Below are 25,061 nucleotides of genomic sequence, written 5' to 3' on the forward strand. Positions count from 1 at the left end.
CCCTTAATGATCCTCAACAGAGAAAAGACTTTCTTGCAAAATCACTTAATGTTTATACTTCATCATTGAAATCATATTTCAATCTGGATACTTTCAAGGCATCAGATGAAAAATATAATTGGACCATAAATGATTTGTTAAGGTTAAAGTTGGAATGGTTTGGAGGGGCAGACTTATCAAAAATGCATGACTTAACTGCAACTGCTTTATATGCCAGACATGGTGATGTGGATATCATAATTACACATGCTTTTTTCCCATCAACAAGAGCACATTTGAAAGCAGAAGAAGATTCCATCCCACTTTATGAATGGTTAGACGATGGCGACCTCACAATGACAAATGGGGATATCACAGAACACACAGATATAGTTAAATGGTTTTGCAAGATGAGAGATCTAGGCTTTAATATTAAGCAGATAGGTTTTGATAGAAAGTTTTCAGAAGAGTTTTATTTATATATGAAACAGCAGAGATTTAATATAAAAGACGAGCCACAGTTGTTTATAAACAAAACAAGAGGATTTAGAAGAATTGAGCAAAAAGCTATAGGTGGAAATTTATATTATATGCATTCTAGGGCCTTTGAGTATTGCGTTGAGAATGTTCATGGGATAGAAAAAACAGATGATATGATCCAATATGAAAAGATAGAGCCTAAAATGAGAATAGACTTATTTGATGCATCTGTTTTCGCATCATGTAGAATGCTTAAGAATATGGAAAAGTCAAACACAGCAAGTAAATGGCTAAAAAATAAAAATAGTGAAAACTAGGAGGTATCATGTTTGAAAAATTTAAAAACAAAAAAACCAGGGCAGAACCTAAAAGCCCAATGATTCAATTTATAAGCACAGACAGTGATTTATATGTTCAAGGCTACACCAGGTTAAGCGATTGTCCTGAAGTTAGGTCGGGAATAGAAAGGATTGCTGATCTAATAGCATCAATGACAATTCATCTTATGGAAAATAAAGAAGATGGTGATGTGAGGGTTAAAAATCAATTGTCTAAAAAAATTGATATAGAACCTTACTCCCTAATGACCGGATTTAATTTCAAGCATTGGCTGGTAAAATCACTGATGTTAGAAGGAAATGTTTTTGTATATCCCAAAATAGACCGAGATGGAATACTTGAAGACTTGATTCCAATCACGAATGGTTTTTTACAAAAAAACAATACTGGATATGGAGTAAGGGTTGGTAATAATTATTACAATTCTGATGAAATACTTCACTTTATGATTAATCCAAGGCAAAGAGTTCCATTTGAAGGAGAGTCATATAGGGTTGTTTTAAGGGATGTTGCAAAAAATATAAAGCAGGCAAACAAAACTACAAATGAATTTATGAGCAATAGAGTGATTCCATCTCTTATTGTAAAAGTAGATTCAACTGTTGCCGAGCTTGCAAGTGAAGAAGGTAGAGATGGAGTTTATCATAAGTATTTAGAAAGCTCAAAGCAGGGGCAACCCTGGATAATTCCTGCAGAACTATTAGAGGTTCAGCAGGTAAAGCCATTAACTTTAAATGATATAGCCATAAAAGATACAATTGAACTTGATAAGAAAACTGTGGCAGGTATTTTGAATATACCTGCTTTTTTACTTGGAGTTGGAGCTTTTAATGCAGAAGAATACAATAATTTTATTCGTAGCAGGATAATGAGTATAGCGAAAAATATTGAACAAGAGTTTACTAAAAAATTACTATATTCACCAAACTTATATTTTAAGTTTAACTCCAGGTCGCTTTATACTTACTCACTAAAAGAACTTGCAGAAATTGGCTCAACTATGTATGTAAGGGGAATAATGACTGGCAATGAAGTTAGGGATTGGGTAGGTCTATCACCAAAAGAAGGGCTTTCAGAGCTTGTGATTTTAGAAAACTACATCCCACTTAACATGATTGATCAGCAAGAAAAACTAAAAGGGGGTGAAGAAGATGCTTAAAGGAAACATACAAAACAGAAATGTGAAGACCAAGTTGGAAATCAGAAGTGATGAAAATGAGGGCAAATTCATTGAGGGCTACTTTGCTGTTTTTGGAAAAGAAACTGAGTTGTGGGAGGGCTGCTTTGAGGAAATAAAGGCAAGTGCTTTTGACAACTCTATAAATTCTGATATTAGAGCCCTAATTAATCACGATAGTAAATATGTCCTTGGAAGAACAAAGGCAGCTACTTTAAATTTAAGAGCTGACAATTATGGATTGTGGGGACGAATAAAAATCAATGAAGAAGATAGCGATGCTATGAATTTATATTCCAGGGTAAAAAGAGGCGATATAGACCAGTGTAGTTTTGGCTTTGATATAGTGAAAGAATCCACAGAAATTAGAGATGATGGAAGTATAAAATGGGCCATTGAAGAAGCTACACTACATGAAGTTAGTATTTGCACTTTCCCTGCGTATGAAGACACAAGCGTTCAGGCCAGAGAAAAACAATGCCAGGAAATAAAAAGCAGAAGCATAGAAAAGTGGAAGCTTGATAGTAAAGAAAGGATGAAAAAGATATGCTAAGAAAAATAATGCTTACAAGAAAGAAAACCCTACTAAAAGATAAGTTAGATGAACTTAGGAAGAAGGGGGAAGACTTTGCAAAAAGAGAAAAAGAGTTAAAAGCTGCTATTGAAGAAGTCAAGACCGAAGAAGAGCAGAAGGTTGTTGATGAGATGATTGACAAGTTTGAAGCAGAAAAGAAGGAGTATGATGAGGATGTCAAAGGCCTTGAAGAAGAAATAGGCGACATTGAAAAAGAGATTGATGAGCTAGAAGATAATGAGCCTGGGGTCCCAATTGATGAGCCAGAACCAGCAGAACCAATTCAGGAAAGAAAAAAAGCAAAAGAAGAAAAGGAGATCGTATCAATGACAAGAAGAAAATATTTCGGTGGAAATACTAGGGAAACTTTAAAATTACATGTGGAAAGAGATGATGTAAAGGACTTTCTTGAAAGAACAAAAAATAAAATTAGGGAAACTAGGGGAGTGAAAGAAGCAGACCTGCTAATTCCTACAGTTACCCTAGAGCTTTTAAGAGATTCTCTTCATGAATATTCAAAGCTAATCAGTAAAGTAAGACTAAGAAAAGTTTCAGGTAAGGCCAGACAGACAATTGCTGGTAGCATTCCAGAAGCTATATGGATGGAAGCGTGCAGCAAATTAAGCGAACTTTCATTTGGCTTTAATGAAGTAGAAATTGACGGTTACAAGGTGGGTGGATTTATTCCAATTTGCAATGCTACACTAGAAGATGCAGATCCTGTAGATTTGTATAATGAAATACTATATATGTTAGGCCAGGCAATAGGGCTAGCAATAGATAAGGCTATATTATACGGAACAGGTAAGAAAATGCCACTTGGAATTGTAACAAGGCTTGCCCAGGCTACCCAGCCAGAAGGTTACTCTAGCAAGGACAGAAAGTGGGAGAATTTATCTACAAGCAACTTAGTTAAACTGGAAAATGCTAATGGGGCAGATTTCTTTACTAAGTTTCTTTTAGGCATATCAGGGTTAAAGTCAAACTATGCAACTAAAGAAAAGTTCTGGGTCATGAATGACACAACTAAAAATAAGCTTATGGCAAAGGCTTTGACTTTTGATGCATCTGGAGCTATTGTAGCCAAGATTAATAATGAAATGCCGGTCATTGGTGGTGCAATAATAACATTACCATTCGTGCCAGAAGGAGATATGATTGGTGGATATGGTGAACTATACTTGCTTGGGGAAAGAGCAGGGGCGACATTTGCTGCATCTGAACATGCGAATTTCATAGAAGACAATACCTTATTTAAGGGTACAGCTAGATATGATGGCAGGCCAATCATAGCCGAAGCCTTTATTGGAGTAAACATAGAAAATAAGGCCGTTACTAAGACTTTAGATTTTGCAAAAGGCAGTGAAGTATAAGGAGGAGTAATATGATTACAGTATGTGCTATATACGATTTTAAGGACAAGGTAGAAGGAGTCTATAGAAAAGTTGGAGATAGATTCGAGGTAAGCAAGGAAAGATATTTTGAAATACTAGAAAAAGGCGGTGACTGGGTAGTTCCAGTTGCCGAAATCTCTGAGGAAGGTTTAAAGAATGGAGATAAAGAAAATAAAGAACTAGATGTTACAGCCCTAGAAAATTCTGGTAATTCAGACTCAGAAAACAGCTCTGATAATGTAGAACAAGAAGAAGATGAAAAACCAGAAAAGAGAAAAAAGTCTAGCAAAAGAAAGAGTGAAGACAAGGGAGAATAATGCATATGGATGAAGTTTTAGAGCTTCTAAAACTGAAATTAGGAATTTCGACAAGTAAAAGAGATATAATTTTGGAAAATACAATCGAATCAGTAAAAGTCGAACTAAAAGAGATGCAAGGTATTGAGCTTGATTTGGATAATGAAAGCCACACAGCATTTTTAATCGATTATGCAGAATTTAGGTATAAAGGTGGCGAGGATATTCCTCGCCATTTAAAGTGGAGATTGAACAATTTTTACATAAAAGCAGGTGTAAAAAAATGAAAAGATTAGATGACGTTATAGAACTTTTGCAAGTTGAGATTACTTCTGACAAAGAATTAAACCAGATTAAAAAGCATAAATCTGCAGAAGTTTTTTGTAAAGTGGATTCAGTTTCTAGAGGAGAAATTTATAACGCAGCAATAACAGGATTAAGACCCACTTATACCATAACAATGAATGAATTTGAATATAGTGGGGAGAGTGAAATAAAATATAATGGCCAATTATATTCGGTTTTGCGAACATATAAAAAGGATGACTATATAGAATTGACAGTAGGTGGTAAACTTGGCAAAATCGATTGAAGCACAGCTAGAAGCAATATTAGATGACTATAGCAAAGAAGTACATGAGATTCTTGATGAAGAAATTGAAAATGTTTCAGATGATCTAGTCGCAAATCTCAAAAGAGATAGCCCTAAAAAAACTGGTAAGTATGCTAAATCTTGGACATCTAAAAAAACAGTTACTGAAAGCAATAGAAAAGTTAAAACTGTTTACAATGAAAAAGGCCAGTTAACCCACCTTCTTGAACATGGTCATATGACAAGAAATGGAAAAACCAGGACAAAGGCATTTCCTCATATTTTAAAGAATGAAGAAAAAGCAAATGCTCTACTTTTAAAAAGAATTTCTGAAAGGTTGGAAAAATGAAACCTATAGAGAAGATTTTAGAAGAAATAAATCTTCCTGCTGCATATATGAGATTTGGCAGTGTAACGCACCCTCCGTATTTGATTTATTATGCTAGAGGGGCTGATAATTATATGGCTGATGATAGTGTATATCACAGTGAATATAAATATACAATAGAGTATTACTTTACTATCAAATCAAGAGAAAATGAGCAGGAAATAGAAAGTATCCTGAACAAAAATGAAATAGTTTGGGAAAAGTCTGAAGATATATATATTGAATCAGAAGATATGTATTTAATAAAATATTTTATTTAGAAAAGAGGTACAAAATGGCAGGAGAAGCAAATAAAGTAAGATTTGGATTAAGCAATGTCCATATATTTCCAATTCAAAAGGAAGAAGCAGACAAGCTAACATATGGAGAAGTATTTAAGTTGCCAGGTGCAGTAAGCCTATCTTTGGACCCTTCAGGGGATAGCAACCCTTTTTATGCTGATGATGTGATTTATTATAATGAATTCACAAACAATGGCTATGAAGGAGAGCTTGAGATAGCTACCTTGAATGAAGATTTTGAAACAAAAGTACTTGGATATACGAAAGATAAAAATGGGGCAATTGTGGAAAATGTAAATGCAAGGGCCAATAATTTTGCAATGGCCTTTGAATTTAATGGGGACAAGAACAAGGTAAGGCACGTTCTATATAAGGTATCTGCATCCAGACCGAAGCTAGAGTCTAACACAAAGGAAGAAAAGACAAAAATCGGAACTGACAAGATAAAGTTTTCTGCAATTCCAGACCCATCAGGAAGAATAAAGGCAAAAGTAATGAAGGGCTCAGAAAGTTATGAGAACTTTTATAAGAAGGTATACACAACAAATGAAAGCGAAGTGTAGGAGGATGCCATGGAAAAAATAATTAATATTGATGGAAGAGATGTTAAGCTAAAAGTAAATGGTGGCTTTTTAATCAAATATAAGACAAGATACAAGCGTGATGCTCTTCAGGATATCATGAAGATTTTTGAAAATGTGAATTCAAATGAACTAGAAAATCTTGAAGATGATTTAACTGCTCAATTTAGGGCCATGCAAAGCATAGATATTGAAATATTCTACAGAATACTTCATATGATGGCCAAAACAGGCAATCCTGACATCACGGATGACGTTGAAGAGTGGTGTTGTAGCTTTGACAATCTTCCAGTATTTGATTTGATGGAAGATATTATTGAGCTTTTCTTATCTTCAATGACTTCTAATATTCAAAAAAAAAGAATTTAGAAAGTGACGACAGTCACGAACTCACTACAGAAAAGCTTATGGCTGGAGCTTTTAAAAGGCATTTGCCCTATGAAGCCTTTTGTGAAATGAATATATGTATGATCATAGATTATATGACTGAATACAATGATATGTTCTATTCTCAAAATGAAAGCAACACAGACAGAGAAGCAACTCAAAGTGATTTTGATAGATTTTAGCAAAAATAAGGACCTGAAAGGGTCCTTTTTTATTGCAGAAAGGGGGTAAATATGGCAGGAAAAATAAAGGGAATAACGGTCGAGCTTGGCGGTGACTCAACCAAGCTAGACAAGGCTATGAAAGATCTCAACAAAGAAAGTAGAAATCTTGATAGCCAATTAAGGCAAATTAACAATTCGCTAAAATTTAACCCTGGAAATACTGACCTTTTGGCTCAAAAACAAAGAGTCTTGGCAGAAAAAATAGAAAACACAAAAAACAAGCTTGACGTTTTAAAGCAGGCTCAAAAGGAAGCTGAGGCTGCCTTTAAAAATGGAGACATAGGGGCAGAAGAATATGAAAAGCTACAAAGAGAAATTCTAAAAACTGAAAATCAGTTAAAGAGTTTAAAAAAAGAGCAAACTGAAATAAATAGGGGTTGGAAAGAAACTGGAGAGAAACTAAAAGAAGTTGGTCAAAAATCAGAAGCTGTGGGAAAATCCTTAACCAAAGGTGTTACTGCTCCAATTTTAGGCATTGGTGCAGCATCTATAAAAGCATTCACAGAAGTTGATGAAGGCTTAGATATAGTAGTTCAAAAAACTGGAGCCACAGGTAAAGCAGCCCAAGATTTGCAAAAGTCTTTTAAAAATGTATACTCAAACTTCCCAGCAAGCTCTACAGAAGTAGGAAATGCCTTAGGAGAGGTAAATACACAGTTTGGTTTTTTAGGAAAAGAACTAGAAGACAAGACAAGCTTAATGCTTAAATTTTCTCAGATAAATGGCCAAGATGTAACTCAGTCTACCATCCAATCAAAACAAGCAATAGAAGCATTCAATTTAACTGGTAAGGATTTAGACCTAGTATTAGATAGCGTTACAAAAACCGCACAAAATACTGGAGTCTCTACAGATAAATTGTTTGATAGTGTTGTCAAAGGGGCTCCTGCTCTTCAGGGAATGGGGCTTAACTTTAGTCAGTCAGTTGCCCTTATGGGACAATTTGAGCAGTCCGGTGTAGACTCTACAAAGGCAATGTCTTACTTAACAAAAGCACAAGCGAATTGGGCCAAAGAAGGAAAGACTATGGAACAAGGTCTTACTGAACTTACAGGGAAGATTAAGGGGGCTAAAAACGAACAAGAAGCCATTGCCTTGGCTACTGAAGTCTTTGGGACTAAAGCAGGTCCAATGATGGCTAAAGCTATAAAAGATGGAAAGTTAAATTTTGAGGAGTTAGCAGGTGCAGCAAATGGGGCAAAAGGTGCTGTAACTTCAACTTTTGATGAGACTAAAGATCCTATAGATGAATTTAAGGTGGCTATGAATAACCTTAAAATTGCTGGAGCTGAATTGGGTGAAGCACTTCAAAAGGCCCTAGGCCCTATTATAAAAGAAGTAATAGAAAAATTAAAAGGATTTACAAAATGGTTTTCAAGCCTTTCACAAGGGCAAAAAGAATTCATAATAAAAATAGGCCTATTAGCTGCTGCTGTGGGACCTGTTGTTGTAGTTTTTTCCAAACTCACCCAAGGGGTAGGAGGTTTTGCGATAAAGATGGCAGGACTTTCTACTAAAATAACACAAGCTGGAGGGGTCATGTCTTTTTTATCTGGAGGAATGGCAAGCCTTATGGGGGTAATATCCACTTTACTACCAATTGTAATTGCTCTTGGTGCTGCCTTTTTCGTAGGTAAATTAATATATGACCACTGGGCAGAAATCAAGCAATTTTTCACAGACACACTGAATGCCTTAAAAGATCTAGTTGAATCTATCTGGGAAGGAATCAAAGCTGTAACTGAGGCTGTATGGGAAGGAATAAAAACATTTTTTATAGGGTTGTTTGAATTTTACAAGACCATATTCACCACAGTATTTGAAGCTTTAAAAGTAATAGTAACAAGTGTGTGGGAAGGAATCAAAGTTGTAACTGAAGCTATATGGAATGGCATTAAGGCATTTTTCACAGCCTTATTTGAGTTCTACAAGACTCTATTTACTACAATATTTGAAGTTCTAAAAACGATAGTAACAGGTGTTTGGAAAGGTATAAAAGCCGTAACGGAAATTATATGGAATGGCATTAAAACATACTTTAATAATTTGTTTAATATGTACAAACAAATTTTCACTTCCGTGTTTAATACCATAAAATCAATTGTAACAGGGGTTTGGAATGGAATCAAAAACATTACATCAAGCATTTGGAATGGGATTAAAAATATAATAGGTAATAGCTTAGATGGTGCTGTAAGGACCATCTTTAATTTTGGAAGTAGATTTTATGAGGCAGGTAGAAATATAATTGGCTCAATTGTAGATGGAATTAAATCAGCTATTAGCTGGGTGACAGACACAGTTCAAGATGTCGTTCAGGGTATTAGAGACTTTTTACCGTTTTCTCCTGCTAAAAGAGGGCCTCTTAGAGACCTTAATAGGTTGAATTTTGGGGGGACTATTTCAGAAGGAATAATTAAAGGAAAATCTGCAATACAAGATGCAATGGCCAATGCTTTAACTGTTCCTGAAATATCTTTTTCTGGAGTTGGTACAGATTTTTCAAATTCAAATGGAATGTCTCTAGATTCATATCAAGGTGAAAGGGTTGTTTTAAATATAGAAAATATGAGCTTAAAGGACAGAGATGATGCCAAATATATGGCAGAAGAGCTATACAGACTAAGCAGTAGAGCTAAAAGGGGGAGGGGATTATAAATGAGCTATACATTTTCAGAGAATGATCTTATATTCAATGGGTTTAATTTTAAAGATTTACTTAAAGTTGAAAAAGTAGAGATGAGCCTTCTTCCTCAAATTGAAAATACATCTCAAAAAATTCCAGGGCGTGCTGGAGCTGTTTTTAGGAAAAACAATCTAGGGATAAGAGAAATAATAATTTACTGCAGAATTATAAAAAGCAATAAGCAAGAAGTATTTGACTTTAGAAGAAGACTATCTTCACTTTTATACACAGAAAGGCCAGAAATACTAAGATTTAGGAATGAAAAAAATCTTTATTACAAGGCTATTTTAGATGGTGATATAAAATATTCAACATCAAGAAAAAGTGCAGAAGTTATATTAAAGTTTGTTGCCCACGATCCATTTGGGTACTCTGATATTAAAACAATCAAAGGCACTGATAATGTGGTTTATTTTAACTATGACGCAACATTTGAGACTAGTGCTGTCTTTAACCTTGACCTTACAAACTCTGCAGATACCTTTATGGTCCAAGATTTGAAATCTACTAAATTTGTGAAAATCATAAATAACTTTAGTCCTGGAGCAAAAGTCAAAGTTGATTGTATAAATAATTTTGTAGAAGTAAATGGAGAGAAATCTATGAGACTTTTGGACTATAAAAGTGACTTTATCAAAATAAAGAAAGGTGAAAATAGGTGGGCTTTTTCTCAAAGTGTAAACTATGAGATAACTTACCAGGAAAGGTGGCTATAATGAATATTTTATTATTAGACAGAGATGAGAATTTAATAGATTATATAGACATCTTTGATCCAGAAGATGAAGAAAGTCTCAATGCAGACTCAACACTAACTTTTAGCACTTTTTACAAGAATATTGAAAAAGGATATCGCATACTATATCAAGATAGGCTAAATGAGTGGCATGAATATATCATCCAGTCGATAAAAAATAAGCATAACTCAAGTGATGATATCTTTCTAGAAGTATACGCAGAAAATTCATTTTATGAGACTCTAGGTGACTATATTGAAGATAAAAGACCTAGAAATTCAACAGCAACAAATGCACTTTCAGAAGCACTTGCCACAAGTAGGTGGGAAGTAGGTGTTGTTGAAAATCTGGGATTAAATACAACAAGCTTTTACAGATGTAGTGTTAAAGATGCCGTTCAAAATAAAATTGTAAAAGTTTGGGATGGTGAATTTTCTACAAGCATCAAGGTTGAGGGCAATAAAATTGTGAGCAGAAAAGTAAATATCTTCAAAAAACGTGGTGATGATAATGGTAAAAGATTTGTATATGGTAAAGATATACATGAAATTGAAAAAGTCGTCAACGAAGAAGATATCATTACTGCCTTATATGGATTTGGCAAAGGTGAGGAAATAGAAGAAACTGGTGGTCATGGAAGAAGAATAGATTTTGCAGATATAAACAATGGCAAGAAGTATGTTGAAAATAATGTAGCAAGACTAAAGTATGGCCGAAATTCAGACAAAGGAAAAGTCCATGTCTTTGGCAAAATTGAGTTTGACGATATCACAGACAAAAGAGAGCTTTTGGCAAAGACAAAAGAAGAACTTGAGAAGGCATCTACACCTAAAATTACTTATAATGCAGCCGTCGAAGACCTTGTAAAACATGGTTTTGAATATGAGGGGGTAAGGCTAGGTGACACTGTAACTGTCATTGATGAAGAACTCGGATTAAGACTTAAGGCAAGGGTCATTAAATTAGTCAAAAACTTAGATAACTCAAGTGCTGACAAAATTACTTTAGGAAATTTTGTTGAAACTACCAATGATTTATTTATAGAAGCATATAAGAAAATCAATGACTTTAGAAATAAAGAGGCTATTTGGGACAGTGCAAGTAAGAAAATTCAAGATGGTATAGATGCAGAATTTCTAAATAATGTTATAGACAAGCTAAACACTGAAATAAACAATTCGGGTGGATATGTATATATATCAAAAGATGGCAAGGGAATAATCACTTACGACAAACCACTAGATCAGAATCCAACAAAGGCTATCCAATTAATGGGTGGATCCATAAGGATAGCAAACAAAAAGAAGTCAGATGGGACCTGGGACTGGAGAAGCTTTGGCACAGGTGATGGCTTTGTTGCGGATGAAATTATCACAGGTATTTTAAAAGGTGGAAATGTAAAGTGGAACTTAAATGATGGCACTTTCCTGATAGGTGAATCTGAAGATAATTATTTGCTAAAATTTGATGGCAGCACACTGAAATTTGGAAGTGGCAGCATCGGAAAAGGTGATTTATCAGAGGAATTAAAGCAAGAATTAAAGGGTAAAGATGGAGAATCCTTTAAGTTTAATTTAATTTCAAATGGAGATTTTCATAATGATTTTGCCACAAACGAACCTAGTAACGACCCTAACAAATTAAATGAATGGCAAGTCAAAAGTCAAAAAGAAAAGAGTCTTGTTAGAATAACACCTTTTGACGGTCAACACGTAATGAACGTTCTTATATCCGACACCGATGGAGCGGTAGAAATTAATCAGTACATGGGGTTAAAGAAAAATACAAAGTATTTTGTAAAATTTATGGCAACCTCTCTATATATGTCGATGTATTATTATGGAAATGGATATACTCAAGTGGCAAAGGTTGAGGATTCGAATATAGCTGAGTTTAAAATATATTCGGGAGAATTTACAACCCATGCGGTTAATTCTCATAAAATACAATTTGACTGTAGGAAAGTTACCCGCATTAGGTGGATTATACTCTCAGAGAAACCTATACCTGATGATGTAGAGTGGTATCCATCGCAATTCGATCTGCAAGGAAAGGATGGAAGTATGGAAGACCTCCCACCGGCACTAAAAGCGTGGAATGGTAAGGCAACCGAGATATCAGGAAAGTACGTATTTACACCTGAGTTATTTGTGGGTAATGGTTCATATGAAAATAAAACAGGTGTTTACATTGGGGAAAATATAAGGGCTAAATTTCACGACAGATGGCGAGATGTATCAGGAATGGTAGGCATGGAAAACGGTCAGGTTAACTGGATGTTTACCAACACGGGAAATTTAGTAATCGGTAGTAAAATTGACGAGTGCATACAGTTAGGTGATGATGGTAGGGCAATCATTCCAATGATAAAGACAAAAATGATTGAAGCTGGTGCTATAACTTCAGAAAAAATAGAAACCGGAGCAATCACAACTGATTTACTATATCCGGGCAGAAATGAAAGAATAGTATTAGAAAGAAACTATTTCCCCGGGTCAAATGATTGTAAATCAATCGATACAAATGACAATGGAATTAGATTAAAAGCCAATGCCGATACGTATTATTGTGTGCGTAACAACGGAATTCATGAGGCATACTCAAGATTTGGAATATGGATGAAATACGACCCTTACAAGGGAACAGGTGGGCATCAAGGCTTAAACAACTACGTCTACACTAAAGGGAATGTTGATTTTTACGATGCGACTGTAAATGTAACGTGGCTCAGGTATTATGGAGGGGACACTTTATCTGATGTATCAGTAAAAGAAAATATTAAATTTTTAGACTCAGACTTCATATACCGAGAAAATAAGGATATAAAAATACCAGACCTAACAGTTGATGACATAGTAAAGTTTCTTAAAGAAACAAGAATGGCCACTTATGATTTTAAATATTTCAAGGTGAATAATTTTTCATTAATCGCCCAAAATATATTAAAATTCAAGAATGTGTCAAATTTCTTGATATCCAAAGGGAACGATAAGAAATTAGCTGTGAATTTATATGCCTACACATCAATGCTACACGTAGGGATTCAGGAAGTATTCAAGAAAAATGAAGAACTTGAAAAAAGAGTTAATACTCTGGAATCAAGAATAGAAGAACTAGAGAACTTAATTAGAGAGAAGGTGAAATAATGCTACAAAGCTTTAGGCATATAAATCTATATAAGTCTGCTATGATAGATAGAGTATTTAGGGTACATGCAGGAGAAACAGCAAGAGGAATTAGATTGATTGCTAAAGATATGAATTTAGAAAACTTAAGCTTTAAACACTATATAGAAATTAAAGGCAAGCTTTTTGAAAACGAAGCTCTTGAAGTTGACTTAAAAAATAGATATATCGACATCTATTTTCCACCACTTGAAGTAGGAAGCTACCCATCAGAATTACTAATATATGATGGTGATAAACTTCTTAAGTCAGGTACTTTCACAATTAAAGCAGATAAGTCAATTATAGTGGGAGAAGCTGAGTCTTTAAAAAAAAAGTTAAAGGAAATTGATGTTGAAAAGCTGTTATTTGAAATAGACAAAAGGCTTGATATTCTCAAGAAATTTGACGACCTAACAGGTGATATCGTCCTGGATAAAAATTACAAATATACTCAAATACAGGCTAGCAAGACCTGGAATATCAAGCACAACTTAAAAAAAATACCATCTGTCACTATTGTAGATAGTGGGGGAAACGAAGTGATAGGAGATGTTAAGCACTTATCGGAAAACGAATTAACTATATCTTTTAGTTATAAATTTTCTGGGAGTGCTATTTTAAATTAATTAAATTTTGAAAGGGGTAAAATATGAATTTACTTACAAATTTAAAAGCAAATCAAAATCAACTACTAGAAGCAGTGCTTCACTCAGTAGCAGTAGAACCTAGCCAGGCTGTAGCTGGTCAGGTATACTACAATACCAAGAATAAGAGGGCCTATGTCTATACTGGCACAGCGTGGATAGCCATGGATGCAAAGGACGCTTCACCTACTGCCGTTAGTATAGTTGACACTATAAATGATGGTGATAGTCTAATTAATATGGATAAAATCAAGGATCTAGCAGACAAGCTAAAGGCTGCCAATATAGTAACCGTGATTAATGGTGGCTCTGAAAATATCAACGCAGATAGGATAAATGGTATAGCCGGAGCTATTACAGCAGGGGACATAGTTACCAAAATCAATGGTGGCAATTCCAAAATCAGTACATCCAAAATTGATGGACTAGACGATAAACTAAAGATAGATACTATCATAGAGGCCCTGATAGCTAGTACTAAGACTTTGCCAACTAGTAAGATTGCAGGCCTAGATAATACACTTGCAACTAAAATAACAGACGCACAGGCACAAGCTAAGGCAGACACGGCTCTACAGCAAGCTAACACCTTTACTAATCAGAGGATTAACCAGATACTTAATGGGGCGTCATCTAATTACGACACATTTAAGGAAATCGAGGAATTACTAAAGAATAACGACAACTTAACTACAGTTTTAAAGAAAGGTATAGCGGGCAAGACTGGTAAGGTAGCAAAAGAGATAGGCAATGGCACAGCGACCGAATTTACAGTTAATCACAACTTAAATACCCAGGATGTGGTAGTTATGGTGAGGGAGAATAAAGCACCTTTCGCCCAGGTGATTACAGATGTTGAAGTTACAGACGTTAATAACATCAAGGTGAAGTTTGCTAAGCCACCTAAGGCAAATGAATACAAAGTAGTTATAGTAGGATAAGGAGAGTAGACAATGAAAGTTTTAGGACTAATAGAGAAGGATTTAGATGTAGTTAGTAAAGAGTATGTAGATAATAAAATTAAAAATTATGCTAGTGCAGAAGATGTCAATGAAATCAAGACCTCACTTGAGGGAGTTGATGATTTTTTAAAATCAATTAATAAAAACTTAGGGGGTAACTAAATGATTAAAACTGAGTTAGAAAAATTAAAAACAAATGTTGATTCTATTTTAAATTCAATGGAAAATTTAAAAGCTAAGACAGATTCAGATGACCAAACATTAATGAGGCTGGCAACTGATTTACCAAGAGTAGTAAAAGATAGTGCAACTAGAGTAAAAATGGAAGAACATGGCTTTGAAATACATACTGCTATCAGTAAATATTGTGAGGATTCAGCGATATCAAGATTATCGGCCCTAGCTAATAATTTGATTGCCTATTTAACAGGTGTTTTACCCGCTATGCTGACGATTGAAAATACTCATTATAATTGGAAAGATTCATTTAGGAATCAGTATATCCCGAGAGATGTATCACATAACATCATAATTAGACTGCTAACTACTAAAATGGAAAATGACATGAATATTTTCCAGCTTCCTGTATTGTTTGTTCCTGATGATTTTATAGTAAGTGTGAAAGATATCAGAAAAGTTATTGAAATACGTCGTGAAAATGTTACGGTCAGCGACACTGTAACGCCTAAGAGTGAGGTAGCAGATAACACCTTATATATAGCTAAAATGGGCTTAGTTAGGGGGATATATTGTAAATCACTTGTATATAGTGGGGCTAAAATGTTCGTAAAATGTGAAGGTGATAATACCCCAGAAGTGGTATTAGGCAAATTAGGATATTTTATAAATTAAAAGGAGAATAGACAAAATGAAATTTGAAAATGCTGGAGAATTAATCAAAATAATTGGAGCTTGTTCTGGAGGGGTGTGTGGATACCTATTCGGTGGCTGGGACAAGACTTTTCAGGTGTTGCTTGTTTTTATAATCGTTGACTATGCAAGTGGTCTTTTGGCAGCAGGATATAATAAAAAGCTAAATTCTAGAGTGGGATTTAAGGGCATAGCTAAGAAAGTGGTGATTTTCTTTATGGTAGCTTTAGCTGTGCAACTAGACAGGTTGATGGGGATAGATAACCAAGTTATACGAATGGCTACATGCTTCTTCTACATAGCCAATGAAGGGCTTTCAATACTGGAAAATGGCGGAAAGCTAGGAGTTAGATATCCTAGTGCCTTGAAAAAGACCCTGGAACAATTAAAAGAAAAAAGCGAATAAACTTTAATTTAATAAACTTTACCTGGTAATTTTACCAGGTAGAAAACTTAGTAAATAAGGTGGTCAATATGGCCACCTTTTAATTTGAAAGGAGTAACTCATGACAACTAGAGGAGTAGATATCAGTAAATATAACGGAAATTGTGATTTTAATAGGGCAAAAAAAGCAGGATTAGACTTTGTCATTATAAAAGCTGGTTCAGGGGCAAGCGGTGAAGATCCTTACTGGGTAAAGCATTATAATGGGGCAAAGAGTGCAGGCATGGGAGTAGGAGCTTACTGGTACTGCTATGCTACAAATGTAGAGCAGGCAAGAAAAGAAGCACAGATGTTTTTAAAGTGCCTTGAAGGCATGCAATTTGACTATCCAGTATATCTAGATCTAGAAGACAAGTGTCAAGCAAGTTTAGGCAACAAGATTAGGACAGACATTGCAGTAGCCTTTATGGAAGTCTTAGAGAGGGCAGGATATCATACTGGAATATACTCTATGAAAGCTTGGTTTGACAAGTCTTTTGATATGGAAAGATTGAAGGGGTATGATTTATGGATAGCTAGATGGGGTAGCAGTGAGCATGGATATGTAGGCAAAGGAAGTATAGGCATGTGGCAGTATACAAATGCTGGTAGATATGATGGCATAGGAAATACCAGTGAAGGTGGGGTTGATACCAATATCGCATATCGTGATTATCCTAAAATCATCAAGTCACATGGTTTGAATAATTTTAAAAAGCAAGATAATAACAACCAATCTGCATCTAACACTCCTTCAAGTGAAGTAGATAAAATACTTGGGTATATGAGGGCATGGATAGGCAAGTCAGAAGCAAATGGCCAACATAAGGACATAATAGACATCTATAATAATCATAAGCCACTACCTCAAAATTACAAAGTAAAATATACTGATGAGTGGTGTGCAACCACAGTATCAGCTGCAGTAATATCTGCAGGTTTGCTTGATAAGATTGGCAAAGAGTGTAGCGTCCAAAGATATATAGATATATTTAAATCAAAAGGCATATGGATTGAAGATGGCAGCATAAAGCCAGAGCCTGGAGATATTATTTGCTTTGCATGGTCAAAATCAACTCAACCAAATGATAATTGGGCCAATCATATAGGTTTTGTAGAAACTGTAAGCGGTAATACAATAACAACTATAGAGGGCAACAATGATGAAGCCGTAAAGAGAAGAACTATACAGGTTGGCAGTGGCTATATAAGGGGTTATGCCAGACCCAAATACGCAGGACAAGATTCCTCTAAAAAGACTGGATGGGTAAAGGAAAATAATCACTGGTATTTTTATGAAAATGGCAAAAAGAAAACTGGATGGCTAGAAGATAAAAATGGCAAATGGTTTTATCTGCAGCCAGACAAGGGTGGCATGATGTTAGAGGGCTGGCTAGAATATAATAAGGCCTGGTATTTCTTTGGTGAAGGTGGATATGAAGCTTTTGGATGGGTTAAGTATAACAATAAATGGTTCTACTTCAATCCTGATGATGGAAAGATGGTAACAGGCAAGAAGACTATAGATGGCAAGACATATGAATTTGATAGTAAGGGTTACTGGCTAAAGTAGGTATTAAAATAGGGGGCTTATTCGCCCCCTTTGCTTTACTTTTCAGCTATTCTCATGATTATTTCGTCCATTGCTGAGTTGAAATATAGTGTGTTTTCAATTAAATCTTCAAGTGTGTCATCGGCTTCTAGCTCTTTAGAAGCTTCTTCAATTTCTGATACTAGCTTGTCTTCTAGTACTTCCCACTTTCTTTCATCCATGTTATCATAATTTGATTTCTTGCTTTCGATAAATCTCTTTACTTCTCTTTCAATTAAATTTGTCATTTTTTATCTCCTTCAAAATTAATATTTGTTTTTTTGTATTTCCTTATCTTTAATTATATTATACCCTATTCGTAACGAATAGTCAACAGTTTTTTATATCTTTTTAATAATTATTTGTTGTTTTTTTTCATCATATATTATTGATAAATCTCTACTATCTTCCGTAATACCGATTGCTTTTGCCCAGGTACTTGGGATAGTGACCCTATAGGTTATGCCACCCTTTCCTGCTGTTCCACCCGATTTATTTAGTGACATTTTAGCTTTTCTTTCTTCACTCATTATTATTTCCTTTCCAACTTTAATCTAATTATCTATTTCTAAACTTCAGGTAAAAGAAGCTTATTAAAAATACCATTGTAACAAATAAAAATGAAATATTTTTAGTTATATTAAATAGAATTATAGATACAAAACCCAAAATAGATATTATTAACGTTTTATTATTTTTCATTTCATATTTCACATGAGTATGATATAATACCCTTAAAGGGTGAGGGGCCTAGCCCCTCATAAGAGTTACTTGAAATAGCTTTTTAATGATTCTATAAACTGTACCAGAGTTATTATCGTTATAAGCCACTCAAGTAACTCTTTATTTTTTTGTTCTTCAAGCTCCTTTCTTTTCCTTTCTCTTTTAATTCGATTGTGTAATCTGTTACTCATGTTTCCCCCTTTCTTTAATTATATTATACCCTATTCGTAACGAATAGTCAATAGTTTTTTATATTTTTTTTAAAAAAATAAATATTAGAAAAGTCTTGGATTTGTGGCAACAAATATATATAGTAGAATTGTAGCAAAAAGAGAAAAAGGAGGGTAGTAAATTGGTTGCCAATAATCAGAATAAAAATAAGGATTATATGCTAAGAGTAAGAATGGATTTCAAAACATTAAAAAAGTTAGATGAAATTTGCGAGCAAAGAAAAGTTAAGCGTTCTGAAATGACAAGGATACTTATTGAAAAAGAGTATAATAATCTGAAAAGACAGACCATGAATTAAGAAATGAGAAACAAAAAATATAGTTTTAAAAATAGGTATTGACTTATGTATCCACATATATTATAATTAATGTATCCACAAAAAAAGTGAGGTGATTAAGATTGTAAGAAGTGGCAGACCAACAGATGAACCCAAAACCCTCAATACTAGAATTAGGTTATCTGAAAAAGATGTTGAGATGCTTAATTTTTGCGTAGATAAAACAGGACAAAATAAATCTGAAATAATAAGATTAGGTATCAAAAGGGTTTATGCTGAATTAAACAAAAAATAAGAGTAAGTTTAATCCGACCAAAGACACAACTTACTCTTAAACAAAACACCAATCTATAAGAAAGGTATATCCGCATTATACCATATTAGATTGATGTTTGTCAAAATCATTAATTTATGGAGGTATAGTAATGAAGAACGATTTAATGGTATTCCAAAGCCAAGAATTTGGAGAGGTTAGAAGCGTAATAATTGAAGAAAATATATGGTTTGTAGGCAAAGATGTGGCCCAAATTTTAGGTTACTCAAATACAAGGAAGGCAATAATAGACCATATAGATGAAGATGATAAAAATACAGTAACGATTCGTGACGGTATTAAAGGAAATCCTAATCAAGTGATTATTAATGAATCTGGATTATATAGTCTTATATTGTCTAGTAAGTTACCTAATGCAAAGAAATTTAAAAGGTGGGTAACATCAGAAGTGTTACCAGCTATAAGAAAACAGGGCTTTTATATGCAAGATGGATTGTCTAAGGAAGTACAAGCTATATTTCATTTAGATAGGCAACAACAAAAGCTAATAAAAGAGATATCAGATATTAATAATAGTGTAACAGAATTTAAAGAAAATATGCCTTTATTTGCTGTTGAGTGTGATTGTTTAAATAAAGAGGTTAAAAAGAGAGCAACTGAATGCTTAGGTGGTTACAAGAGTAAGGCATACAATAATAAGAGTCTAAGAAGTAGAGTGTTTGCCGATATATATTCTGAAATCAGGAGACAGTTTGATGTTACATCATATAAGGGAATTAAACGAATACAATATGATAAGGCTATTAATCTAGTCAGGATGCACAAGCTTCCAATGTCACTTAATGAAGATATACAGGACATTTTGGAGGTATAGATATGACAAAACTTGAAGGCATGTACAGGATTCTTTCATTATGTGAGGAGTTAAATATTCCTAAAAACTCTATAAACTCAATTATGAATAAAGCAGGTGATTATCCATTAATAGAAGGTATTGTAATTGAAGCTATGATACAATATAAAAGAGTAGCATCATAAAAAACTATATAAATATGAGATAAAATATATTCGCAAATAACTCGTAAGTAACAAATTTTTCTATAAACATTGAAATTTCAATGTTTTGAATTTACAAAGAGATAGGAACCGTACAATTTTACAGATATTTCAAACCTCGGTATACAATGTATGCCGAGGTTTTTCAATGCCTGTATAGATTTCAAAAGTTTGTATAAGTGGTTGTATAATATTTAGCGTTGGGAGAGAATTTTTCTCTCACCAACGCTAAATATTATACAACCGTTATTTTAATGAAGTCTCATTTTGTTGAGGTTAATAAAATAGTATTTAACGATTATCCAAGTACATGGCGAGCCAGTACTGACTGTATCTCATATATATTTGTAGCTTTGGAAAATTGCTTTTTGATTGGAGCAGGTAGTCCTGGCATCCAAATTTTCAACTCCGCATCTAAGTCTAAGTGTCCTGCTGTTTCTATTGCGAAGTGAGTGATTTTGTTGTATGGCAACGAATGGTACTCTACTTTCTTACCAGTGACACCTTGATGGTCTATTAATAAAAGTCTTTTATTTGTGAAAATAAACTTATCTCTTATTAAAGAGTATGCACATTCTACAACCTCATCCTCATAGAAAAGTTGGCCATATTTTTCTAAAATTTCATCAACAGTAATTTTTGATGCATTACCCATTATTGATCCTAATATTCCCATAATTAATACCTCCTAAAAATTAATATACTACATACATAAGTTTCTACGTAACATTCCATCTAAATAGGTTAGAACATATTTTTTAAAGTTTCTATTAAGTCATATTTAATAAATTCAAGACCATTATTTATAATATAAGTAGTTGATCTAGATTTCCCAATTTTTTTGATATATTTTTTTTCAATCAAAGAATTTAAATATTTTATTGTTTCGGATTTATCAATATCAAAATAGCTGTCAATTTGAAATCTCTTTACGTTTTTATTTACATAAATAAATTGGAGTATACCTTTTTCAATTTCACCTAAATCAGATGCATTGTCAGAAATACTAGTATCCCACAATGTGAATCTAATCATATTGTTGCTTGTATCCAGGCCAGGTCTTTTGAGTGAGTACTTTCCAACAACATCCATAATTTTTGGTATTCCACTGCCAGCTCGTTCGCATAATTTAATATACCTAAATATATCTTGTACTGTGTTATTTCTAGGCTCAGAACGACCACCACAAAAGAAATCAATTTTAGGAATTCTTAAATTTCCGCCATTCTCAAATACGACACTATCGTGCAGTCGAATAATCTTAATACCATAGTTATTTCTAAAGTCACAATGAATTATTGAATTAACCAATGCTTCCCTGATAGCAACAATCATGTCACCATCATCACTTCTTGAAATATTATCTGCGTCCATGGAAAATTTATTTTCTATAGAATTTCTTAATTTATCTATTGTTTGAAAAAAGAAGTTATAAAGGTTTCCTTCTCCCCAAGTACCGTCATAAATGATTCTATCATTCCAGCGATAATCAATATTTGAATTTCTTTTATCAATATATTCAACGTGATAATGAGGAAGAAAGTCTCTAATTGAACTATATTTACCAAATACCAAAAGGCCTGCTAAGGTTGGTTTAATAGTCCCATTATCATTACGATCTTTACTAAGAGCTCGAATTTTTATTAGGAATTCGTGGTCATTTAACTCAGTGAAGTTGCTGAGCGTTGACAGAGAATTAAAACGCTGTCTATATTTCCATACTGTTTCCATATCTAAATCACTTGAATCAAACTTACTCAGTACTATACTGTCGAAAGAGTTTGGCCCAGAATCTACTATCATCTGGTCGACCTCATGTACACTACATTTATAGTCTCCTGTATGGTTTCTTTTAAAACAGTGGTACTTGCTTCCATTTAAGTATATTGGTTTTATTTTATAATCTGCCTGTGGGATGTTAATTATTATAACTTGCTTATTGTTAATCTCTCTGATGAAAATATCTCCATCATTTATTATGTTTTTGCTTACTTTGTTAGGATTATTCACCAAGTTATAGAATTCATCTATAACTTTATCTGGATTATCAACACCAGTTATTTCAATGGAGCCCACTGTGCCTTCTTTAATTGTCTCTGTAACTCCAAGAATAAGTGTACCACCTTCGGTATTTGCAAAGGAAGAGTAAGTTTCTAATGCATCTAAAGGGAAACCTTTTTTACTTTTCTTAAACTCAATATTGTTGGATTCTTTCAAAAAAGAAGGACTTTTTTCTAGAATATTAAATATTTTTTCTATCTTGTTGTCTGTATTCATATACCCTCCTTAATGTGTTTTTCGTTTTTATTTTCCTGAAACGAAAAAACGAAAACTTTAAAAACCTTGAAATCAAGGCATTTTTTCGTTTTTATTTTCTTGAAACGAAAAAACGAAAATTTTACTTACCATATTTCATTTTCAGAAATTCTTTAAAGTTTTCCAACTCTGCCTTTGCTTCATCACTCATATCTTCATCAGTATGTGCTGCGAAAGTTTCCGGGTGATTTCTTACATTTGTGCGACCTAAAAGATAGTCTGTAGACACGTCAAAGAAGTCCGCAAAAATAACAAGTTCATCATCTCTTACTGAACGCTCATTAAGTTCTATACGTGATAGAATTCTATTGTTTAAATTAAGCTTTTCAGACAACTCTAATTGAGATAATCCAAGCTCTTCACGTAATTTTCTTATTTTGTATCCGATATTCACAACAATCACTCTCCTGGGCTTATTATATCACTTCTCCAAATTAGGGAAAATATAATTCCATAAAATATAGAAAAAATACTTAATTTCCACAAAAAAGGAATTATAATAAGAATAGGAGGTGATGATATGCAAAGTATAAATCTAATTTTTATAAAAACAAGAAGAAAAGAACTAGGCTTAACACTACAGCAAATGTCTGACTCACTTGGGTTTAAAAAGGCAACCACATATTCTAACTATGAAAATGGAGATAGAATTATGAAAGCTAATATGATGCCTACTTTGGCACAGATTTTACAATGCGATATAATGGATTTTTTTACCAAATAATTTCTATGTTTTATGGAAATTATAACATTGCTAAAAATAAAAATGAAGTGCAGAAAATGCACTAATAGATGAAGAAAGGACAAATAATATGGACAATTTAAATATAAAAGTAAATATAGAAGTTGAAAAATCAACTGAAGTTAAAGAAGAATTGACCCAAATCAACAATTTACTAATTGAAGTAAAAAAACGACTTGAGTCAATTAATCAGAAAGAATTAAATTTAAAGATTACCAAATAATTCTTTCTCAAAAAATGGTCCTGCGGCATTACTAAGCATATCTTCAAAGGAATCAAAAGAAGTATTTAAAGAGACGTATTGGTTAAGCTTATCTTCATCAATGGAATCAAATTCTTCTTGAGTCCTTGCTTTGAATCCACCAGCATCTAAGAAGGATTCAAAATCTTTGTGTTTAGTATGTGTAGTCATGAAAGATTCGTTAAAGATTTCATCCAAGTCATATCTATGAGTGCCGACACTCTTTGGATATTTTCTTCTAAACTCTCTAACTGATCTAAAAAACCATCTAAGCCATCAATTTTCATATTACTCATCCCCTTTCGTATAAAAAAATTATACCACAGTAGTAATATAGAAAAATGATTTTAAAAAAGAAAGGATAAAAAATGGAAAACATTTATAAAAAATACAGGAAATTAGCTGGTCTAACTCAAGAAAAGGCCGCAGAACACTTAAATATTAGTATCGATACCATCAAGAGATATGAAAATGGTACATATATACCGCCAAATGATATAGCAAGAAGGATGTGCTTACTCTATGGGGATATAAAGCTTGCATATGAGCATTTGGAAAATAGCTAGGTAGGTGCAATGGTCCTTCTACCATTAAAAGATAAGGACTTGTGCTGTTCAACATTGGGATTTTTAAACAGCTTACAAAACCTGGATAAGAAGAAGGCTGAACTTATTAGCATAGCATCAGATGGCATAATTTCAGACCATGAATTAAAATCGTGGGAAGATGCAGAAAAGCTAATCAGCAATTTAATAAAAAATTCATTTGAATTATTGTATCGGAGGGGAAAATAATGACAAAAATTAAAGTATCGGAAGCCGCCAAAATGCTCGGAGTCACAGACCAATTTGTTAGAGTTGGACTTCAACGAGGGGCCTTTGAATTTGGGACAGCCTTTAAGAAAAATGACAGGAGCAGGACATATAGTTATGTCATTTAACCTGAAAAACTTAAAAAGGCTGTTGGTGAAGATAGATATAAGGAGGTTATGGGGGAATGCTAATAAAACAAGAAATTCAAACCATACAGCACCCAAAGTATAAGTTTACCGTTGAAGGTAAAAAAACTATTTGGAAAGTTGTCTGCTACAAAAAAGATGAAATATCTGGTTTTTTTTAAACATATACCTGATAATTGAAAAATTGAGGGTAGATATTATATCTTATTCGAGAGAACTAGGGTTATCACCATCGGGGCTAAAGAAAATAAAAGATGATACAGCCGATAAAAAGGTCTCTAGGCTGGCCCAAGCTTTAAAGGATGTCTAAGAAAAAATTAGATAACTACCCTAATTACAAGCTTGTTTTTGATTATGTTTACAATGTTGTAGAGGGTAGAATAAATGTAAATAAGGCACAAGTTAAAGGGTGTAAAAGATTTCTTAGAATGCTTGAAGATGATAGGTATGATTTTAACCCAAGGCCTTGC

At 33.6% G+C, this 25,061-nt stretch carries 37 protein-coding genes; 30 read left to right on the forward strand and 7 right to left on the reverse strand.

Features of this window, described 5'->3' with window-relative positions; translation table 11 throughout:
* The 20 genes from HMPREF0634_RS02545 to HMPREF0634_RS02635 all read left to right on the forward strand — a co-directional run.
* Window positions 1-776 (forward strand): terminase TerL endonuclease subunit (locus HMPREF0634_RS02545; RefSeq protein ID WP_007788733.1); only part of this gene is annotated, 776 nt, incomplete at its 5' end.
* A gap of 8 nt (window positions 777-784) precedes the next feature.
* Window positions 785-1,957 (forward strand): phage portal protein, encoded by a 1,173-nt coding sequence (locus tag HMPREF0634_RS02550; protein WP_007788715.1) that lies wholly within the window; start codon window positions 785-787, stop codon window positions 1,955-1,957.
* Complete coding sequence (locus tag HMPREF0634_RS02555) at window positions 1,950-2,528, forward strand: HK97 family phage prohead protease (RefSeq protein WP_007788736.1); 579 nt, start codon at window positions 1,950-1,952, stop codon at window positions 2,526-2,528. Before HMPREF0634_RS02550 ends, HMPREF0634_RS02555 begins: the two co-directional genes overlap by 8 nt.
* Window positions 2,522-3,922 carry a phage major capsid protein gene (locus tag HMPREF0634_RS02560; protein ID WP_007788747.1) on the forward strand — a complete coding sequence of 467 codons (1,401 nt, stop codon included), beginning with the start codon at window positions 2,522-2,524 and terminating at the stop codon, window positions 3,920-3,922. Before HMPREF0634_RS02555 ends, HMPREF0634_RS02560 begins: the two co-directional genes overlap by 7 nt.
* Window positions 3,923-3,933: 11 nt before the next feature.
* Window positions 3,934-4,260 (forward strand): hypothetical protein, encoded by a 327-nt coding sequence (locus HMPREF0634_RS02565; RefSeq protein WP_007788750.1) that lies wholly within the window; start codon window positions 3,934-3,936, stop codon window positions 4,258-4,260.
* A 5-nt stretch (window positions 4,261-4,265) separates the two neighbouring features.
* Window positions 4,266-4,526, forward strand: a complete 261-nt coding sequence (locus HMPREF0634_RS02570) for a phage head-tail connector protein (protein ID WP_007788741.1) — start codon at window positions 4,266-4,268, stop codon at window positions 4,524-4,526.
* A complete protein-coding gene (locus tag HMPREF0634_RS02575) occupies window positions 4,523-4,831 on the forward strand; it encodes a phage head closure protein (RefSeq protein ID WP_007788726.1) in 309 nt (102 codons plus the stop codon). Before HMPREF0634_RS02570 ends, HMPREF0634_RS02575 begins: the two co-directional genes overlap by 4 nt.
* Entirely contained in the window at window positions 4,815-5,180 is a 366-nt protein-coding gene (locus HMPREF0634_RS02580; protein ID WP_007788709.1) for an HK97 gp10 family phage protein, read from the forward strand. The genes HMPREF0634_RS02575 and HMPREF0634_RS02580 overlap by 17 nt, the downstream gene beginning before the upstream one ends.
* The gene (locus tag HMPREF0634_RS02585; RefSeq protein ID WP_007788712.1) at window positions 5,177-5,479 is read left to right on the forward strand and encodes a hypothetical protein; all 303 of its coding nucleotides are present in this window, start codon (window positions 5,177-5,179) and stop codon (window positions 5,477-5,479) included. The genes HMPREF0634_RS02580 and HMPREF0634_RS02585 overlap by 4 nt, the downstream gene beginning before the upstream one ends.
* Window positions 5,480-5,493: 14 nt before the next feature.
* Window positions 5,494-6,063 (forward strand): major tail protein, encoded by a 570-nt coding sequence (locus tag HMPREF0634_RS02590; RefSeq protein ID WP_007788725.1) that lies wholly within the window; start codon window positions 5,494-5,496, stop codon window positions 6,061-6,063.
* Window positions 6,064-6,072: 9 nt separating this feature from the next.
* Window positions 6,073-6,450 carry a hypothetical protein gene (locus HMPREF0634_RS02595; RefSeq protein WP_040565675.1) on the forward strand — a complete coding sequence of 126 codons (378 nt, stop codon included), beginning with the start codon at window positions 6,073-6,075 and terminating at the stop codon, window positions 6,448-6,450.
* Window positions 6,451-6,701: 251 nt separating this feature from the next.
* Window positions 6,702-9,350 carry a phage tail tape measure protein gene (locus HMPREF0634_RS02600; protein WP_007788746.1) on the forward strand — a complete coding sequence of 883 codons (2,649 nt, stop codon included), beginning with the start codon at window positions 6,702-6,704 and terminating at the stop codon, window positions 9,348-9,350.
* Window positions 9,351-10,094: a distal tail protein Dit gene (locus tag HMPREF0634_RS02605; protein ID WP_007788752.1), complete on the forward strand. Its 744-nt coding sequence runs from the start codon at window positions 9,351-9,353 to the stop codon at window positions 10,092-10,094.
* Window positions 10,094-13,261: a phage tail protein gene (locus HMPREF0634_RS02610; protein ID WP_007788707.1), complete on the forward strand. Its 3,168-nt coding sequence runs from the start codon at window positions 10,094-10,096 to the stop codon at window positions 13,259-13,261. Before HMPREF0634_RS02605 ends, HMPREF0634_RS02610 begins: the two co-directional genes overlap by 1 nt.
* A gap of 41 nt (window positions 13,262-13,302) precedes the next feature.
* Window positions 13,303-13,908 (forward strand): hypothetical protein, encoded by a 606-nt coding sequence (locus HMPREF0634_RS09305; RefSeq protein WP_123795797.1) that lies wholly within the window; start codon window positions 13,303-13,305, stop codon window positions 13,906-13,908.
* 23 nt (window positions 13,909-13,931) lie between these two features.
* On the forward strand, window positions 13,932-14,867 hold the full coding sequence (locus tag HMPREF0634_RS02620) for a hypothetical protein (RefSeq protein ID WP_007788745.1): 936 nt from the start codon (window positions 13,932-13,934) through the stop codon (window positions 14,865-14,867).
* Between the two features lie 12 nt (window positions 14,868-14,879).
* Window positions 14,880-15,050 carry a hypothetical protein gene (locus HMPREF0634_RS09740; RefSeq protein ID WP_007788731.1) on the forward strand — a complete coding sequence of 57 codons (171 nt, stop codon included), beginning with the start codon at window positions 14,880-14,882 and terminating at the stop codon, window positions 15,048-15,050.
* A complete protein-coding gene (locus HMPREF0634_RS02625; RefSeq protein WP_007788718.1) occupies window positions 15,051-15,740 on the forward strand; it encodes a hypothetical protein in 690 nt (229 codons plus the stop codon). It begins immediately after the preceding gene.
* A 16-nt stretch (window positions 15,741-15,756) separates the two neighbouring features.
* On the forward strand, window positions 15,757-16,164 hold the full coding sequence (locus HMPREF0634_RS02630) for a phage holin family protein (protein ID WP_007788730.1): 408 nt from the start codon (window positions 15,757-15,759) through the stop codon (window positions 16,162-16,164).
* 100 nt (window positions 16,165-16,264) lie between these two features.
* On the forward strand, window positions 16,265-17,755 hold the full coding sequence (locus tag HMPREF0634_RS02635) for a GH25 family lysozyme (protein ID WP_007788751.1): 1,491 nt from the start codon (window positions 16,265-16,267) through the stop codon (window positions 17,753-17,755).
* A 35-nt stretch (window positions 17,756-17,790) separates the two neighbouring features.
* Here HMPREF0634_RS02635 and HMPREF0634_RS02640 read toward each other — a convergent pair whose 3' ends face one another.
* From HMPREF0634_RS02640 to HMPREF0634_RS09745, 3 genes are all read right to left on the reverse strand, one after another.
* Window positions 17,791-18,021, reverse strand: a complete 231-nt coding sequence (locus HMPREF0634_RS02640; RefSeq protein WP_007788743.1) for a hypothetical protein — start codon at window positions 18,019-18,021, stop codon at window positions 17,791-17,793.
* Between the two features lie 93 nt (window positions 18,022-18,114).
* Window positions 18,115-18,303 carry an AbrB/MazE/SpoVT family DNA-binding domain-containing protein gene (locus HMPREF0634_RS02645; RefSeq protein WP_007788740.1) on the reverse strand — a complete coding sequence of 63 codons (189 nt, stop codon included), beginning with the start codon at window positions 18,301-18,303 and terminating at the stop codon, window positions 18,115-18,117.
* A 237-nt stretch (window positions 18,304-18,540) separates the two neighbouring features.
* The gene (locus HMPREF0634_RS09745) at window positions 18,541-18,687 is read right to left on the reverse strand and encodes a hypothetical protein (RefSeq protein WP_165480184.1); all 147 of its coding nucleotides are present in this window, start codon (window positions 18,685-18,687) and stop codon (window positions 18,541-18,543) included.
* Window positions 18,688-18,899: 212 nt separating this feature from the next.
* Between HMPREF0634_RS09745 and HMPREF0634_RS02650 the strand changes: the two genes are divergently transcribed.
* From HMPREF0634_RS02650 to HMPREF0634_RS09755, 4 genes are all read left to right on the forward strand, one after another.
* Window positions 18,900-19,025 (forward strand): CopG family transcriptional regulator, encoded by a 126-nt coding sequence (locus HMPREF0634_RS02650; RefSeq protein ID WP_243440502.1) that lies wholly within the window; start codon window positions 18,900-18,902, stop codon window positions 19,023-19,025.
* 91 nt (window positions 19,026-19,116) lie between these two features.
* Window positions 19,117-19,299 carry a hypothetical protein gene (locus tag HMPREF0634_RS09475; protein WP_083799376.1) on the forward strand — a complete coding sequence of 61 codons (183 nt, stop codon included), beginning with the start codon at window positions 19,117-19,119 and terminating at the stop codon, window positions 19,297-19,299.
* Window positions 19,300-19,429: 130 nt separating this feature from the next.
* The gene (locus HMPREF0634_RS09750; protein ID WP_007788722.1) at window positions 19,430-20,152 is read left to right on the forward strand and encodes an ORF6C domain-containing protein; all 723 of its coding nucleotides are present in this window, start codon (window positions 19,430-19,432) and stop codon (window positions 20,150-20,152) included.
* A 2-nt stretch (window positions 20,153-20,154) separates the two neighbouring features.
* The gene (locus HMPREF0634_RS09755; RefSeq protein ID WP_165480185.1) at window positions 20,155-20,316 is read left to right on the forward strand and encodes a hypothetical protein; all 162 of its coding nucleotides are present in this window, start codon (window positions 20,155-20,157) and stop codon (window positions 20,314-20,316) included.
* A 316-nt stretch (window positions 20,317-20,632) separates the two neighbouring features.
* On the opposite strand, the gene HMPREF0634_RS02660 is transcribed toward HMPREF0634_RS09755, so the two are convergent.
* The 3 genes from HMPREF0634_RS02660 to HMPREF0634_RS02670 form a co-directional block, all read right to left on the reverse strand.
* The gene (locus HMPREF0634_RS02660; protein WP_007788705.1) at window positions 20,633-21,010 is read right to left on the reverse strand and encodes a PH domain-containing protein; all 378 of its coding nucleotides are present in this window, start codon (window positions 21,008-21,010) and stop codon (window positions 20,633-20,635) included.
* 68 nt (window positions 21,011-21,078) lie between these two features.
* A complete protein-coding gene (locus HMPREF0634_RS02665; protein WP_007788720.1) occupies window positions 21,079-22,611 on the reverse strand; it encodes an RNA-binding domain-containing protein in 1,533 nt (510 codons plus the stop codon).
* Between the two features lie 121 nt (window positions 22,612-22,732).
* Window positions 22,733-23,044: a helix-turn-helix domain-containing protein gene (locus tag HMPREF0634_RS02670; RefSeq protein ID WP_007788734.1), complete on the reverse strand. Its 312-nt coding sequence runs from the start codon at window positions 23,042-23,044 to the stop codon at window positions 22,733-22,735.
* 126 nt (window positions 23,045-23,170) lie between these two features.
* Here HMPREF0634_RS02670 and HMPREF0634_RS02675 point away from each other — a divergent pair, with 126 nt between their 5' ends.
* Together HMPREF0634_RS02675 and HMPREF0634_RS09825 are read left to right on the forward strand one after the other, a co-directional pair.
* Window positions 23,171-23,374, forward strand: coding sequence for a helix-turn-helix domain-containing protein (locus HMPREF0634_RS02675; protein WP_007788738.1), 204 nt, complete (start codon window positions 23,171-23,173; stop codon window positions 23,372-23,374).
* An 88-nt stretch (window positions 23,375-23,462) separates the two neighbouring features.
* Complete coding sequence (locus HMPREF0634_RS09825) at window positions 23,463-23,615, forward strand: hypothetical protein (protein ID WP_007788748.1); 153 nt, start codon at window positions 23,463-23,465, stop codon at window positions 23,613-23,615.
* Here HMPREF0634_RS09825 and HMPREF0634_RS02680 read toward each other — a convergent pair.
* Window positions 23,598-23,804, reverse strand: coding sequence for a hypothetical protein (locus tag HMPREF0634_RS02680; RefSeq protein WP_007788710.1), 207 nt, complete (start codon window positions 23,802-23,804; stop codon window positions 23,598-23,600). The two genes, HMPREF0634_RS09825 and HMPREF0634_RS02680, sit on opposite strands and share 18 nt — an antisense overlap.
* Window positions 23,805-24,001: 197 nt before the next feature.
* On the opposite strand from HMPREF0634_RS02680, the gene HMPREF0634_RS02685 reads away from it, so the two are divergent.
* The 4 genes from HMPREF0634_RS02685 to HMPREF0634_RS10035 are packed head-to-tail and all read left to right on the forward strand — an operon-like array spanning window position 24,002 to window position 24,752.
* Entirely contained in the window at window positions 24,002-24,199 is a 198-nt protein-coding gene (locus HMPREF0634_RS02685; RefSeq protein WP_007788728.1) for a helix-turn-helix domain-containing protein, read from the forward strand.
* A gap of 9 nt (window positions 24,200-24,208) precedes the next feature.
* On the forward strand, window positions 24,209-24,427 hold the full coding sequence (locus tag HMPREF0634_RS02690) for a hypothetical protein (protein ID WP_040565676.1): 219 nt from the start codon (window positions 24,209-24,211) through the stop codon (window positions 24,425-24,427).
* Window positions 24,427-24,573, forward strand: a complete 147-nt coding sequence (locus tag HMPREF0634_RS09760; RefSeq protein ID WP_165480186.1) for a hypothetical protein — start codon at window positions 24,427-24,429, stop codon at window positions 24,571-24,573. Before HMPREF0634_RS02690 ends, HMPREF0634_RS09760 begins: the two co-directional genes overlap by 1 nt.
* A 56-nt stretch (window positions 24,574-24,629) precedes the next feature.
* The gene (locus HMPREF0634_RS10035; RefSeq protein ID WP_276324345.1) at window positions 24,630-24,752 is read left to right on the forward strand and encodes a hypothetical protein; all 123 of its coding nucleotides are present in this window, start codon (window positions 24,630-24,632) and stop codon (window positions 24,750-24,752) included.
* Window positions 24,753-25,061: the final 309 nt, after the last annotated feature.

The sequence above is a fragment of the Peptostreptococcus stomatis DSM 17678 genome, assembly GCF_000147675.1.
GTDB classification, from domain to species: domain Bacteria; phylum Bacillota; class Clostridia; order Peptostreptococcales; family Peptostreptococcaceae; genus Peptostreptococcus; species Peptostreptococcus stomatis.